The sequence below is a fragment of the Mycobacterium sp. SMC-17 genome, from assembly GCF_045310915.1.
GTDB lineage: Bacteria > Actinomycetota > Actinomycetes > Mycobacteriales > Mycobacteriaceae > Mycobacterium.
On record NZ_JBJIAK010000044.1, the window covers coordinates 1 to 14,579 of the forward strand.

The 14,579-nt window shown below is 64.9% G+C and carries 13 protein-coding genes and 1 pseudogene; 10 read left to right on the forward strand and 4 right to left on the reverse strand.

Translation table 11 applies throughout. The features are described 5' to 3' along the window. The first annotated feature begins 1,365 nt into the window (after positions 1-1,365). Together ACJH7A_RS23095 and ACJH7A_RS23100 are read left to right on the forward strand one after the other, a co-directional pair. Positions 1,366-1,995: a TetR/AcrR family transcriptional regulator gene (locus ACJH7A_RS23095; RefSeq protein WP_212806797.1), complete on the forward strand. Its 630-nt coding sequence runs from the start codon at positions 1,366-1,368 to the stop codon at positions 1,993-1,995. Between the two features lie 231 nt (positions 1,996-2,226). Then, positions 2,227-2,844, forward strand: coding sequence for an MspA family porin (locus ACJH7A_RS23100; RefSeq protein ID WP_212806798.1), 618 nt, complete (start codon positions 2,227-2,229; stop codon positions 2,842-2,844). 303 nt (positions 2,845-3,147) lie between these two features. Here the strand turns inward: ACJH7A_RS23100 and ACJH7A_RS23105 are convergent, their stop codons facing one another. After that, positions 3,148-3,396, reverse strand: coding sequence for a hypothetical protein (locus ACJH7A_RS23105; protein WP_212806799.1), 249 nt, complete (start codon positions 3,394-3,396; stop codon positions 3,148-3,150). 927 nt (positions 3,397-4,323) lie between these two features. Between ACJH7A_RS23105 and ACJH7A_RS23110 the strand changes: the two are divergent. From ACJH7A_RS23110 to ACJH7A_RS23135, 6 genes and pseudogenes are all read left to right on the forward strand, one after another. Beyond that, positions 4,324-4,479: pseudogene (locus ACJH7A_RS23110) on the forward strand (FAD-dependent monooxygenase); the annotation flags it as partial. A gap of 125 nt (positions 4,480-4,604) precedes the next feature. Beyond that, the gene (locus tag ACJH7A_RS23115; protein ID WP_256445375.1) at positions 4,605-5,783 is read left to right on the forward strand and encodes an FAD-dependent monooxygenase; all 1,179 of its coding nucleotides are present in this window, start codon (positions 4,605-4,607) and stop codon (positions 5,781-5,783) included. A 52-nt stretch (positions 5,784-5,835) separates the two neighbouring features. Further along, a complete protein-coding gene (locus ACJH7A_RS23120; protein WP_212806800.1) occupies positions 5,836-6,543 on the forward strand; it encodes a DUF899 family protein in 708 nt (235 codons plus the stop codon). Next, entirely contained in the window at positions 6,540-7,025 is a 486-nt protein-coding gene (locus ACJH7A_RS23125) for an SRPBCC family protein (RefSeq protein ID WP_212806801.1), read from the forward strand. The genes ACJH7A_RS23120 and ACJH7A_RS23125 overlap by 4 nt, the downstream gene beginning before the upstream one ends. A gap of 279 nt (positions 7,026-7,304) precedes the next feature. After that, positions 7,305-7,760 (forward strand): DUF5994 family protein, encoded by a 456-nt coding sequence (locus tag ACJH7A_RS23130; RefSeq protein ID WP_212806802.1) that lies wholly within the window; start codon positions 7,305-7,307, stop codon positions 7,758-7,760. A gap of 83 nt (positions 7,761-7,843) precedes the next feature. Next, the gene (locus ACJH7A_RS23135; protein WP_020102455.1) at positions 7,844-8,047 is read left to right on the forward strand and encodes a cold-shock protein; all 204 of its coding nucleotides are present in this window, start codon (positions 7,844-7,846) and stop codon (positions 8,045-8,047) included. Between the two features lie 34 nt (positions 8,048-8,081). On the opposite strand, the gene ACJH7A_RS23140 is transcribed toward ACJH7A_RS23135, so the two are convergent. Together ACJH7A_RS23140 and ACJH7A_RS23145 are read right to left on the reverse strand one after the other, a co-directional pair. Then, positions 8,082-8,534 (reverse strand): DUF5994 family protein, encoded by a 453-nt coding sequence (locus ACJH7A_RS23140; RefSeq protein WP_212806803.1) that lies wholly within the window; start codon positions 8,532-8,534, stop codon positions 8,082-8,084. 198 nt (positions 8,535-8,732) lie between these two features. Next, positions 8,733-9,599: a MaoC family dehydratase gene (locus tag ACJH7A_RS23145; RefSeq protein WP_212806804.1), complete on the reverse strand. Its 867-nt coding sequence runs from the start codon at positions 9,597-9,599 to the stop codon at positions 8,733-8,735. Positions 9,600-9,687: 88 nt separating this feature from the next. On the opposite strand from ACJH7A_RS23145, the gene ACJH7A_RS23150 reads away from it, so the two are divergent. Then, positions 9,688-11,700, forward strand: coding sequence for an SDR family oxidoreductase (locus ACJH7A_RS23150; protein WP_212806805.1), 2,013 nt, complete (start codon positions 9,688-9,690; stop codon positions 11,698-11,700). Between the two features lie 67 nt (positions 11,701-11,767). On the opposite strand, the gene ACJH7A_RS23155 is transcribed toward ACJH7A_RS23150, so the two are convergent. Beyond that, a complete protein-coding gene (locus tag ACJH7A_RS23155) occupies positions 11,768-13,012 on the reverse strand; it encodes an ammonium transporter (RefSeq protein ID WP_212806806.1) in 1,245 nt (414 codons plus the stop codon). Positions 13,013-13,216: 204 nt separating this feature from the next. On the opposite strand from ACJH7A_RS23155, the gene glnT reads away from it, so the two are divergent. Then, on the forward strand, positions 13,217-14,554 hold the full coding sequence (glnT, locus tag ACJH7A_RS23160; RefSeq protein ID WP_212806807.1) for a type III glutamate--ammonia ligase: 1,338 nt from the start codon (positions 13,217-13,219) through the stop codon (positions 14,552-14,554). Positions 14,555-14,579 lie beyond the last annotated feature (25 nt).

Sequence of the window (14,579 nt, forward strand, 5' to 3'; positions counted from 1 at the left end):
TAACTGCCGCCCACAGCAAAATGATCCCGACCAGAACCGAAAAGTCCTCACAGAATCAGTCAGTCCACGGATCGAGGTTTAGCCCACGTCGTTGGGGCCAGCCGAACTCGCGACATTTGCGAATTCTGTCCTACGCGGGCAATTTCGCGCCTGTACATGACGAAGCGCTCATTACCTAGCGCGTACATAATACGTTCTGCGCCAAATGATTACACAACCATGTGCGCCGATTATCCGGTCGGCGCCTGATCCTCAACAATTGGACCAGCAGGGTCATAACCGCCACGCGCGCCTCAATATCCATATCTGGGTGATACAAGATCCATAGAAATTCCCAAGGTCAAACCTCGCGCACGCTCATGCCGACCTGGACGGCCAAAACAAGCAGCTCCACCGGGGAGTGAAGACCGATTGGTCAAAATCAATGCAGCGCAACAGGACTGCACAAGGGGTGCGACACGCGAGAGACCGGGAGGACTGGTCGCTCGCGTGTCGCACTAATTGAGATGATGCCGGAAGGTCATCACCGATAACCAACAGGCTGTCGCGGGCCCATTGGCGAATCCAGCCTATGACCTCCTGCTATGCACGAGCTGTCGTGCGCATAGGAAATGACAATCAGAATTGTAGTCACGACAGGAATCCGCGCGATGAACTGCCCGCCACTGCGTGCAGAGAACGCCGGCACGCGCTCGGTCGCCACTTCCGAGTACGGGGATAAGGGCTGAGCCACTGAAGGTTTCGGAAGGATCGCAGGCCACGTCGATGTTGACGTACCTCGCTGCGGAATTATCCGCAGTTGATCTCGGTGTCATGTATGGCGACCTCGGCGGGTCTGTTCCACACGTTGAATCAGACTGTGCATAAACGTGTTTCGAAGTCGCTGCCCATATCGGCGACGATGACATGAGGTGTGCATGACACAAAATGGCGGCGGCGCAGCACGCGATTTCACACGCGCTGCGCCGCCTGGACAGTTTGTCAGGGAATCCTCTTGATCACCGAGGTGGCGGAGGCGGCGGCGGGCACGGAGCGGGTGGCGGTGCGCACTGGCTTGGCGGCGGCAGGGGCGGACCGGCATTGGCCACACCTGCACCGAGCAGGCTGGCGGTCAATCCAAGCCCGGTGATGAATGCGGCGGCGCCGACATACTTGGGCCGACGTGTGATTGAGCTGGACATGTAGCTCCCTTCCTAGGTGAATCAGTCTGTCCTGCAACGACTGTAGTGCACAAGGTGGTCTGCGGAACGTCATCGGACCTGTGGCATCCATATGCATTTTCAGGCTCACCACTGAGATGAATTGATAGAAAACCCACAACGCCAGCGGGGCGCGACAGCCGGTATGCCGACCCATAATGGAGCCATGGCACCGATCGAACGTCTCAAGGCGGGCCGTCCGTCGGCAGCAACAACCGCCGCCAACCGTCAGCGCATTCTGCGTGCAGCGCGAGAGACGTTCATTGAATTCGGTTATACCACCGCGACATTCGATGTCATTGCAACACGGGCTGGCTTGTCCAGACCGGCACTGCACTATCACTTTGCCAACAAATCGGAGTTGTACCGCGACGCCATCGACCGCCCAGCGGTCGATGTAATGGCGGCAGCGGCCGCTACGGCCCGACGCTCGAAAACGTTGCCCGCACAGCTTGTCAGCTTCTTTTCAACGGCCCTGGGCGCCGACGACCCTGGCCAGTGCAACGCCCAACTTGTTGCCGCCGCCGTTCGCGAATCGGTTCGCAATGAAACACGAATCGTCACTGACCGCTCGGTGCTTCGTATGGCCCGGGCGTTCATCTCGTCGGCAATGCGTGAGGCTATCGATCGAGGCGAGCTCAGCGATGAGATCAACATCATCGATGCCGTCGAAACGATGGTCGCGGTTCTTTGCGGTATCGCCGCTTACCCCTCGGCGGTTGGCCCTGCCGACAACCTTCCGGCCATCGTGAGTACTTTCGAACTGCTGATCACCGACAGACTCCTCGCCGGTTGACACGTCGCACCGGCCTACAGAGCTGCAAACGCCACCTGCGCATGAGCGACGGTCCGGCCGCCAGCCGCAGTTGCGCTTGTGTCACGGTTGACATGATTCACATACGAAAACCCCACAAGTACAACATCATTCGGCCCTATCCTGCCTAGATCATCATCGGCGCTGAATCAACGACCAAGGCATTACCAGGACGGGAAAGAACTGTTGACAACATTGAAATGCGGCTTCGTGATGAGCATCTGTGCGGTCGTGGCGTTGTCCGTCGGAGCTGCGCCCTCACGCGCGGATCTAGACAACCAGCTGAGCTTGGTGGACGGCCTCGATCGCACCTTGACGGTGCAGCAGTGGGACACGTTCCTCAACGGTGTATTTCCGTTGGACCGCAACCGGCTGACACGTGAGTGGTTCCACTCCGGCCGCGCCACCTACAAGTGTGATGGCAACGGCTGCGGCCAGTTCACCGGCACGTTGGAGTTGGGCTATCAGATCGGCTTCCCGTGGGCCCTGGGCGTAGGCATCAACTTCAGCTACACCACGCCGAACATTCTCCTCGACGATGTCAATCCCGGCACATTCAACAGTAGCGGGAGCGGCGGTGGCGGCATCATCACACCAAACCTGTTGCCGGGTGTGTCGATCTCCGCCGATCTAGGCAACGGCCCGGGTATCCAGGAAGTCGCGACGTTCTCGGTGGACGTTTCCGGCCCGACGGGTTCAGTGGCGGTGTCCAACGCGCACGGCACTGTGACCGGTGCAGCCGGCGGCGTGCTCTTGCGGCCCTTTGCTCGCCTGATCGCCAAGACCGGTGACTCGGTGACCACCTACGGTGAACCCTGGAACATGAACTAACCGGGCAGCCATCGAGGCATGGAGGCGCTGGATGAGGAATACACGGCCCAGAAGATGCCCGGACGCGCCTTGGCCGCCGAGATGAGTCGGTCGAGGGAACGGGGCGAGTTCGAAGATCAAATGAATCCCCAGCGGAGTAGCGGAGCCGCCAAACGAGCGGCATTCAGACGGGGTTGTGCGCCGAGATCGCCAGCCCGCCAGCGGGACTCAGTCCGTGACGAGCGGGTCGACCACCCGGCCGCGTCCCGGTTGCACCTGCGGCAACCGGGCTACGCGCCGGGCGGTCGAGTCGCTGCACCAGGATCAGAACGGCGGAGGCGGGAGTAGTGGGCCGCCCGGGGCCGGCGGAGCCCCTGGACCCGGAGGAGGAGCGAGGCCGGGTCCACCGGGCGGCGGGGGCGCACCGGGCCCCGGCGGCAGGATGCCCGGCCCGGGCGGTGGGGGCGGCTGCGCGCCGGCCACGGCCGCGGTAAATCCGGCGCCCGTGCCCATCAGCGCGACCGCCAGCAATGCGACCGCTGCACGATGACGTGACTTGTGCTGCTTCGACATTCACATACCTCCTCTTCTGCGGAACTACTTACAGTCGCCGACACTAGCTCATTCAATCGACTGAAATGAATTGTCTAATCGCGGTAACATCGTGCGTTGAAACGTTATATCGCAAACCGTGCAGCTACTTCTACGATTGCCGGTTCAAGCTCTAATTAGCCTTGCTACCAGTCGATTTGGTCGGACGGTGCCGTAGCACAGCAACACAATATTGTTCATCGGAATGGGTAAATATTCGGAGTTCGCGCTTTTCCGACGCTCCTCTCCGCTGCATATTCATATTGTCGCGATACGCGATCCATACGAATTCCCCAGGATTGGAATCGCATTTGAGCCGAGTACGACTCAACGTCGTGAGCACAATGCAAGCAGCGTTATTTTTGCCAGACGGAGGTGTCGGTTGACTGTCAAAGTCGCGCGGCGCCGTGCGGCGTCTGCACTCGCGTACGTCGTGGCACGCGATAGGCACGGTGCACTCCGCAGCGCACGACGGGCGACTTCTCGCTTCGAGGCCCTTACGGGTCATCCGAGCGCTCTTCCCGCCAGTTGGAGGGGAAGTCTGGCCAGATGGCGGATAACAGCGGAGCGGCCCGACGCGGCACACTCGGTCCTGAACAGCCTCACGGCATCTCTGGAGGCAATGGCCGGAGCACGATCGGCGTCGCGTCAAGAACCAGGAGGCCACGGACGCGCCGCGCGAATCCACGACCTGCCACGCGATTGCTTAGTTGACCTTTTGCAGTGCAAACGGTCGAACCCGGCACCGTTGGAGATTTCGTAATGCGCGTCGCCACGGAGAAAAGCAACCCCTGCTCCCCTCACTTTCAACATATAGCGCACCCCGGGGCTTGTGGCAAGACCCCCCCTCATGCTCCAGAATCGCTGGGCTGCAACGTAACTGCAGCTCGATCGTCTTGAGGGGGACGCATGACGAACATTGACGTGATCATCGTGGGCGCAGGACCGACCGGTCTGACGCTCGCCACCGAACTCTGCCTGACCGGGATCAAACCGCTTGTCCTGGAGCGACTCACCGACATTCGCGAGGTCGCCAAAGCCGGCGGCATCGGCGGCCAGATCCTCAACCTGCTGCGCTACCGCGAACTCGGTGACCTGCTCAATGACGCGGCCGGCCCGCCCGTCACCGCCAAACTCCCGTTCGGCGGCATCCACGTCGATCTCACCCAGCTCGACGAGTCGCCGATCAGGTGCAGCGGCTCCCCCAGCCTCGGCTCGAAGCCCTCCTGCAGGACTACGCACGCAGCCTCGGCGTCGAGGTCCGGCGCGGCCAGGAGGTCGTCGGTCTGCAGCAGGACGACGACGCCGTGCATCTCGAGGTCCGCGGTCCGGATGGTCCGTACCGCATCATCGCGCATTACGTCGTGGGCTGCGACGGGGTACGGAGCCGGGTGCGGGAACTGGCCGGCATCGGCTTCCCGGGCATCGTCTACCCCGAGATCCACCGGATGGCCACCGTCACGTGGCCGCGCGAGATCACCGCCCGCGACGACGGCGACTACGACGTCCCGGGCTATGGCCGCCTGCCGTGGGGCTACAGCCAGACCGAGGGCGGCATCTTCGCCATCGCGTCGTCAGAGCCCGGATGGTTGGGCCTGTACACCAGCGAGGCTCCCGACCACGACTACGACGATGACGACCCGATGACGCTGGACGAATTCCGCGCCAGCGTCCGTCGCGTGCTCGGCGTGGACTTCCCGCTCGGCGAGCCAAAGCGGCTGACCCGCTTCACGTACGCGGCCCGGCACACCGAGCGCTACGTGTCGGGCCGGGTGCTGCTGGCCGGTGACACGGCGCACCAGATTCCGACGGGCGGCGTCGCGGTATCGGCCGGGATGCTCGACGGGGTGAACCTCGCGTGGAAGCTCGCCGCCACGCTCCATGGCTGGGCACCGCCCGGCCTGCTCGAGACCTACCACTCCGAACGGCACCTCGCCGGCGAACGCCTGCTGCTGCACGCGCAGGCCCAGGTGTCGTTGCGGCGGGGCCACGACCCGGCCGACGAGGCGCTGCGAAAAGTGTTCACTGAGTTGCTCTCCGACGCGCCCGCGCTTGCGCGCGTCGGCGCGATGATCGCCGCGTCCGACGTCCGGTATCCGATGCCCGGCGCGCAGCCGCACCCGCTGGCCGGGACGTTCGCGTCGCACCTGCCCGACGACGTCGTGGCGGCCCTGCGCGCGGCGCGACCTGTCTTCGTCGGACCACCCGAGCTGTGCGACGTCGCGGCACCGTGGGTGGATCGCGTCGACATCCTCAGGGGCCAGGCCGACGCCCTGCTGATTCGCCCGGATGCACACATCGCGTGGGCCGGCGCCTCGGATGCGGGGCTGCGGGACGCACTCACGTATTGGTTCGGCGATCCGCGATGAATATTCGCGCCCGCACCGGTCTACCCAGTGAACGCAACCATCAGGAGGCAACATGACCGAGCAGACCGCCCTGCCGCCAGTGGTCGACCAGGACACCTGGCGGGCCGCCCTCGACGACCTGCGCCGCCGCGAAAAGGCCGCGACGCGCGAATTCGACGCCATCGCCGCACAACGGCGCCGGCTGCCGATGGTCGAGCTGCCCGACTACACCCTGATCGGCGCCGAGGGGCCGGTGCGGCTGGCTGACGTCTTCGACGGCAAGTCCCAGCTGATCGTCTACAACCACATGTGGACCGACGGCGCCGAGTGGCAGTGCTCGGGTTGCACCGGCTTCACCTCGCAGTTCACCCGCCTCGATTTCCTGGCCAATTACGACGCCCGCTTCGTCATCGTCACCAACGGGCCCATCGAGGAAGCCTTGGCCTACAAGGCCAAAGTGGGCAACAAGATGGAGTGGTACTCGTCGTCGGAGAGCAGCTTCGGGTCGGACATGGGCGCCGCGCCCGGCACGGGTTTCGCCGTCAATGTGTTTCTGCGACACGGCGATACGGTGTACCGCACCTGGCACACCGACGGCCGCGGTTGCGAGCAGCTGGGCCACAGTTTCGCGTTGATCGACGTTCTGCCCTACGGCCGCCAGGAGCAGTGGCAGGATTCGCCCGAAGGCTGGCCCCAGTCGCCGACATACTCCAAATGGGCCAGTTCACAGGACATTGCCCGCGCATACGGATCGAACGCAGAGAACGGACAGAACCGATGACCAGCAGCTCGACGACCCAGGAACGCTTCGTCGCCACCCGCACCATCGCCGCACCGCCCGCGGCGGTGTTCGCGGTGCTGGCCAACCCGGCGCGGCACAAGGAGACCGAACCGGGCGACTGGGTCCGCGACGCCGTCGACGCCGCACCGATCACCGGTACCGGCCAGGTCTTCGCCATGAACATGTACCTGGACCAGGCCGGCGGGGACTACGTCACGTACAACCTGGTGACGGATTTCGAGCCCGACAGGACCGTCGGCTGGGCGACCGGCAGTCTGGACGAGTCGGGACAGCACGTCCCGGGCGGTTGGTGGTGGCGCTACGACCTGACCCCGAATGGCGACGGCACCGATGTCACCCTCACGTACGACTGGACCGAGACACCGCAGGCCTTCCGCGACCAGATCGGCGGCATGCCGCCGTTCCCGCTCGGGTTCATCGAGGAGTCGCTCGCCGCACTCGACCGCGCCGTCACCGGGTAGGGGCCGCCTCGCCCGCGCTGCGCGACAACGCTTGCACGACAACGGATTGTCACACATGCACGGGCGAGGCGGTGCCCTCACCGAACCGAGGGTACGGGCAAAAGCGTCGGCCGTTCACCGAGTCGACTCCGAATGGCCAGGCGAGAACCGTTTTGGTCCTGCGCGTTTCCCGCGTACGCTTGGTCCATCGGCGGTACTTCGTCGCGTGGCGGGTCAAAGCCACGCCGTCGCCGATTCGAAGTAGTTTGACCGATTCGCGGTCAAGGCAGGAGCGTCGAAATGACGCCGCAACATGACCGCACGACCCACGCTCAGCGCACGTCGCCGAAGCAGACTCCACGATTGCGGTTGAAGCCCAAGGCTCCCCACAGTGGATATGTCGACGGGGCGTGGTGGCCGCACACCCGCAACCTGAGCACCGAGCTGCCCGACCTGCTGGCCGTCTTGTCGGTGCGCCTCGGACAGATCGACCGGGTGCTCTACAACGTCGGCGAGTGGTCGGCCGCCCCCACCAAACTCGCGGCAGGCGGGCGGCGGGTGCGCCTCGACGGCTATCAGCGCCAGCCGATCAACACCGTTGAGGTGGTTGGTCTCGATCGCAACCGGATCGTGCTCCTGACCGTGCCCGTCGATACGGCTCCGGCAGAAGCCCATTGCGCGCTTATGAGTGCCGCGCAGCCCAATGACCACACGACGGTGTCGGGCATTTTCGCAGCCGCGCAGCACGCGGACTAGCGGTTCATCGCTTCTTGCGCTGAATCACAACAGATTTGGATGCGGACGTTCGCATCCATGTTCAAAAAGAAAGTAGTAGTCACATGACCGAAGGAACCGTGAAGTGGTTCAACGACGCTAAAGGCTTCGGCTTCATCTCCCCCGACGGCGGTGCACCCGATGTTTTCGTACATCACACCGAAATCCTGGGCGCCGGCTTCCGCTCACTGGAGGAGAACCAGCGAGTGAAGTTCGATGTCACCCAGGGCAATAAGGGCCCGCAGGCCGTCGGCGTCACCACGCTCTGATTCCCGCGGAAATTCTGGACTGACGCACCACGCGTCAGTCCAGAACCTTTCCCGAAACACGTTGCCGCCGTGCGGCTGTCAGGATTTCCTCGGCGGTCTCCAGCATCGCGTCCTCACCGCGACGCGGGTCTACCGGCTGACCGGCAGCGCGGCGCAGCACCATGCCGGCGAGCGTGTTGTTGGTCGTGCTGGGCACGATCAACAGGGTGGCGGTGGCTTCGCACCCTTCCACGGTCATGATGTGCTGCGCGCGTCCACGCCAGGCCTGCCAATTGAGGTTCGGCGGATTGTGCAGGGGCGACCAGTTGATGCCGACCTCCGCGATCTTCCCGAGACGGTCATCGAGAACCGCCATCAGGCCCCCGAATTCGTCGGCCAGGACTCCCGTGTACGGCCACCAGGCCCCGTCGATCCGACGACCGAGCTTGTCGGACAGGCACAGCCGGACGGGCTTGTCGGCGCGGATCCGTTGCGCGACGTACGCCATCAGGTCACCACCGCATGCTGAAGCCCACTGGTGCGCCATCCCATGAAAAGTCCTAACGGTCGGTGCCGCGATCACCCACCGGCAGAATCACGTAGAGACCACGCTGCCAATGACTTCGAGCGGAGCCGCCAAGCAACATCTGACGCGGCTCTACCTATGACGCTACGCCGCATGCGCGGCCGCCGCGCCGCGCAACCGTCAGTCGCTGTACTCCGCGGTCCCGTCTTCGAGCACCAGCCGGGCGTTGCTGCCGTCGGCCGCAGCGGCCTCGGTACGGAACACCGCGTGCCCAGGCTCGGTGCGCCACACCGATGTCGTCAACGTCTCGCCGGGGAACACCGGGGATGTGAAGCGCGCGCCGACGGCCTTGATCTTGGCGGCGTCACCGCCGGCGAGCTCGGTGACCAGGACGCGGCCGGCGACGCCGTAGGTGCACAGGCCGTGCAGGATCGGCTTCGGGAAGCCGGCGAGGGTCTGCGCGAACCACGGGTCGCTGTGCAGCGGGTTCCGGTCGCCGGAGAGCCGGTAGATCAGCGGCTGATCCTCGGTGGTGGGCAGCGCCACGACGGCGTCGGCCGGGCGATCCGGGATCTCCGGCGCGGCGGCCCGCTCCCCTGGCTGCCCGCCGAATCCACCCTCACCGCGGATCACCGCGGTCGACCAGGATTCGGCGATCACATTCCCGCTGTCGTCCGTGGCGGTGCCCTTGAACGTCAGGATGGCGTTCTTGCCCTCGCCCTTGTCCTGGATGTCGACCACCTCGGAGCTGACGTTGAATCGGCCCGACGGCGGCAGCGGCGCGTGCAGCCGAATCTGCTGGCTGCCGTGCAGCAGCTTGCCGAAGTTGAAGCTGCCGACCTCCCCGACAGCGCCCCAGGCCGGGCAGCAGATCACCGCGTAGGTGGGCAGCACCTGCTGGTCGATGCCATGGCTGTTCTCCGTGGTGAACGCCAAATCCTTCGTCCCGCAACCCACTCCGAGTGCGTAGAGCAGGGTGTCGCGCTCGGTCCACTCGAAAGGCTGCGGTGCGGTCTTGGCTCCGATGGCATTGGGGTTGATCGGCATTCGGCGGTTCTCCCTCAGAAGTCGGTGTGACAAATTCGGACCATACGCGCTATTGACCTGAACCCGCGACAGGTTCACGATGACTCGCATGCGATATGTCGTTACCGGCGGTACCGGGTTTATTGGCCGCCGCGTCGTCAGCCGGATTCTGGCTCAGTACGACGAAGCCGAAGTGTTCGTTCTCGTTCGTCGGGCCTCGTTGGCTCGCTTCGAAGAACTGGCCGCGGACTGGGGTGACCGGGCGAAACCCCTGGTCGGCGACCTCACCTCCGCAGGTCTGGGCCTGGCCGATCTGGCTGATCTGGGTCCGATCGATCATGTGGTGCACTGCGCCGCGATCTATGACATGACCGTCGACGCCGCTACTCAGCAGGCCGCCAACGTCGAAGGGACTCGCGCGGTGATCGAGTTGACGCGCGGCCTCGGTGCGACGCTGCACCACGTGTCGTCGATCGCGGTGGCCGGCAATTACCGGGGCGTTTTCACGGAGGACGACTTCGATGTCTCCCAGGAGCTGCCGACGCCGTACCACCAGACCAAGTTCGAAGCCGAGCAACTGGTGCGCGCCACCGCGGGTCTGCGGCACCGGATCTACCGGCCTGCCGTCGTCGTCGGCGACTCCCGGACCGGCGAGATGGACAAGGTCGACGGGCCGTATTACTTCTTCGGGGTGCTGTCGCGACTGGCAGCACTGCCGAAATTCACGCCGATGATGGTGCCCGACACCGGCCGTACCAACATCGTGCCGGTGGACTACGTGGTCGACGCGCTGGTGGCGCTGATGCATGCCGAGGGACGCGACGGCCAGACCTTCCATCTGACCTCGCCGAATCCCATTGGGCTCAAGGACATCTACCGCGGCGTCGCGCAGGAAGCCGGCTTGCCGCCACTGCGTGGCACCTTGCCGAAGGCCACTGCGGCTCCGGTGCTCAAGGCCACCGGGCGGGCCAAGGTCCTGCGCAACATGGCGGCCATCCAGTTGGGCATCCCCGGTGAGGTGCTCGATGTCGTCGACCTGGCGCCGTCGTTCGCCTCCGAGGCCACTGTCGCAGCATTGCAGGGCACCGGCATCGTCTTACCCGAATTCGCTTCCTACGCACCGAAACTCTGGCGGTACTGGGCCGAACACCTGGACCCGGACCGGGCCCGCCGTGATGATCCGCGCGGTCCGCTGGTCGGGCGCAACGTGATCATCACGGGTGCCTCGAGCGGTATCGGCCGGGCCTCGGCCATCGCCGTCGCCGAGCGCGGCGGGCGGGTGTTCGCGCTGGCGCGCAGCGCCGACGCCCTCGATGAGCTGGTGGCGGAGATTCGCCAATTCGGCGGCGAGGCCTACGCTTTCACGTGCGATGTCGCCGACGGCAGTTCGGTGGAACACACCGTCAAGGACATCCTCGGCCAGTTCGATCACGTCGACTATCTGGTGAACAACGCCGGCCGCTCGATCCGCCGGTCGGTCGTCAACTCGACCGACCGCTTCCACGACTATGAGCGCGTGATGGCGGTCAACTACTTCGGCGCCGTGCGAATGACCCTGGCGCTGCTGCCACACTGGCGCGAACGCCGGTTCGGTCACGTGGTCAACGTGTCGAGCGCCGGGGTGCAGGCCAACAGCCCGAAGTACAGCGCCTATCTGCCGAGCAAGGCCGCGCTGGACGCGTTCTCGGAAGTGGTTGGCACCGAGACCCTTTCGGACCACATCACGTTCACCAACATCCACATGCCGTTGGTGGAGACCCCCATGATCGCGCCGTCGAAGCGGTTGAACCCCATGCCGCCGATCACCGCGGAGCACGCCGCGGCAATGGTGGTGCGCGGCCTGGTCGAGAAGCCGGCCCGGATCGACACCCCGATGGGCACGCTGGGTGATCTCGGAAACTACTTCACACCCAAGCTGTCTCGCCGCGTGCTGCACCAGTTGTACCTCGGCTACCCGGATTCGGCAGCGGCCCGCGGTGTCGCCGAAACCCAGCCGCCGGTTGATCGTCCGGATCGCCCGCGCACACCGCGTCGACCCAAGCGGCCCCTCGCAGCCGGCAAGGTCCGGGTGCCCCGTCCGGTCAAGACCGCGGTACGGCTGATCCCCGGCGTGCACTGGTAGACACCGATACAGACGGCGACACCTGGTCCCAGCAATGGGGCTCGGACCAGGTGTCGCGGTGTCGAGGTCAGACCAATTCGTACGCCGGGTCCCGGTGCAGGGTCGAGTCGATGCCCTCTTCCTCCTCTTCCGCCGAGATCCGCAGCCCCATCATCTTCTTGATGACAAGCGCGATGACGAGGGCCACCGTGAACGAGTAGGCCAGGACCGACCCCGCGGCGACGGCCTGCTTGAGCAGCAGGTCTGCGCCGCCGCCGTACAGCAGTCCGTTGACGCCGTTGGGCATGCCCGAGCTGGCGAAGAAACCGATCAGCAGGGTGCCGACGATGCCGCCGACGAGGTGGACGCCGACGACGTCGGTCGAGTCGTCATAGCCGAACTTGTGCTTGAGCCCGATGGCGAACGGGCAGATCACCGCCGGGATGAAGCCGACGAAGATGGCGCCGACCGGGGTGACGGCACCACACGCGGGAGTGATGGCGACCAGACCGGTGATGGCGCCCGAGGCGGCGCCGATGCCGGTGACGTGGCCGTCCTTGAACTTCTCCACCAGGAGCCAGCCCAGCGTGGCCGCACACGTCGCGACGAACGACGTGACCATGACGATCGCCGCCGGCTTGCCGGCGGACAGCGCCGAGCCACCGTTGAACGCGTACCAACCGGCCCACAGCAGACCGGCGCCGAGCAGGATGAGCGGCACGTTGTGCGGCTTACGTGACGACCAGGTCGCCGAGCGGCCGAGCACCAGCGCCACCGCGAGCGCAGCCGCGCCCGCGTTGATGTGGACCGCCGTGCCACCGGCGAAGTCGATGGCGTGCAGCTTGTTGGCGATCCAGCCGCCCTTGGCGTCACTCGTGACGACGCCGTCGACCGCGAAAACCCAATGGGCGACCGGGAAGTAGACCAGAATTGCCCACGCCGTCGCGAACGTCATCCAGGCCGCGAACTTCATCCGGTCCGCGGCGGCACCCGAGACGATCGCCACGGTCAGCGCCGCGAAGAGCGCCTGGAACAGCGCGAACAAGCTGACCGGCAGGCCGTTGATGGTGGTCATCGGGTCCAGGAGGTTCTTCATCCCCGCGAACTCGGTGAAGCTCCCGACGAATCCGCCATAGGAAGTGCCGAACGCCATGGAGAAGCCGAACAGCACCCACAGCACTCCGACGACCGCCACGGCGCCGTACGTCATCATCATCATGTTGGTCGAACTCTTCACACTGACCATGCCGCCGTAGAACAGGGCCAGCCCCGGGATCATGATGGTGAGCCCAATGATGCAACAGAGCATGAATGCTGTTGTTCCGGTATCCATTTCGCCTCCTCGCAAGTTCGGGGCACAGGCTATGCCCGTCTCGGGACAGTAGACATCGTTTTCTTTGCGTAGACGAGATGGTGCGCGTAACAAGCTTGTGAACGACCTCGTAACGCCGAAGTTACGTAGCTGCTGTTGCAATCCCCAAGTCGCCCATGTCTACTATTGAGAAACGATGATTCCTATCAGTAGTCGGGAGTTGGCATGACGAAGCCCACCACACTTGCGGAGTTGGCCGCCCAGGCGGGAACCAAGTTCATCCTCGCGCTCTTCGTCGACCTGAACGGCAAGCCGTGCGCGAAGCTGGTGCCAGTCGAAGCGGTCGACGAACTCGCCACCGACGGAGTCGGGTTCGCCGGCTACGCGGTCGGCGCGATCGGCCAGGAACCGAAAGACCCCGATCTGGTCGCCATGCCCGATCCTGCGTCGTTCACACCGATCCCCTTCGTCAAAGAGGGCCTGGCCCTCGTCCATTGCGATCCGCACGTGAACGGTGAGCCGTGGCCGTTCGCGCCGCGCAACATCCTCAAGGCCATGATCCAGCAGGCCGCCGACGCCGGATTCGAACCGTGGATCGGCGCCGAGGTCGAGTACTTCCTACTCAAGCGGGACGCCGACGGCGCATTGGTGCCTGCGGACGACCAGGACACCGCGGCCCAACCGTGTTACGACGCCCGCAGTGTCACCCGGATGTACGACCACCTGTCGTCGATCAGCACCGCGATCAACGGTCTGGGCTGGGGCAACTATGCCAACGATCACGAGGACGGGTCCGGCCAGTTCGAACAGAACTTCAATTACGCCGAGGCGCTGACCACCTGTGACCGCGTCATCACCCTGCGTTACCTGCTCAACGTGATGGCCGCTGAGCGGGGCATGATCGCCACGTTCATGCCGAAGCCGTTCGCGAACAAGACCGGATCCGGCCTGCACATGCACATGTCACTCACCAGTGGCGGCGCCCCGGTGTTCCCGACCGAGCCCCACGAGGACGACCGCGGCCTCGCGATGTCCGCGACGGCGTACTCGTTCATCGCCGGCATCCTCGATCACGCGTGCGCCATGCAGGCGGTGATCGCGCCAACGGTCAACTCCTACAAGCGAACCGGCGCCATCTCGACGGCGTCGGGCGCCTCATGGGCGCCGCGCTTTCCGACCTATGGCGGCAACGACCGCACCCACTACGTGCGCGTCCCGGACAGCAGTCGCATCGAAATGCGCGGCGCCGACGGTTCGGCCAACCCGTACCTGGCGGCGGCCGTCGCACTCGCCGCCGGACTGGACGGCATCAAGCGGGCTGCTGACCCCGGCGCCCTGGGCACGGGACCGAAACAGGAACGCCTCCCCGCCACGCTGTTGCACGCCATCGAACGGCTGGAGACCGACGAGGTGATGACCGGCGCCCTGGATGCCGCCATCCCGCCCAACACCGATATCCCCAGTGTCGCCGCCTATTTCGCCCGTCTGAAGAAGACCGAGTTCTGGGACTGGCATTCCGCGGTCGGCGCCTGGGAACACGAGCGCTACCTCACCGCTTTCTGAGCACTGCAGCAAAACCGCTGTCGGC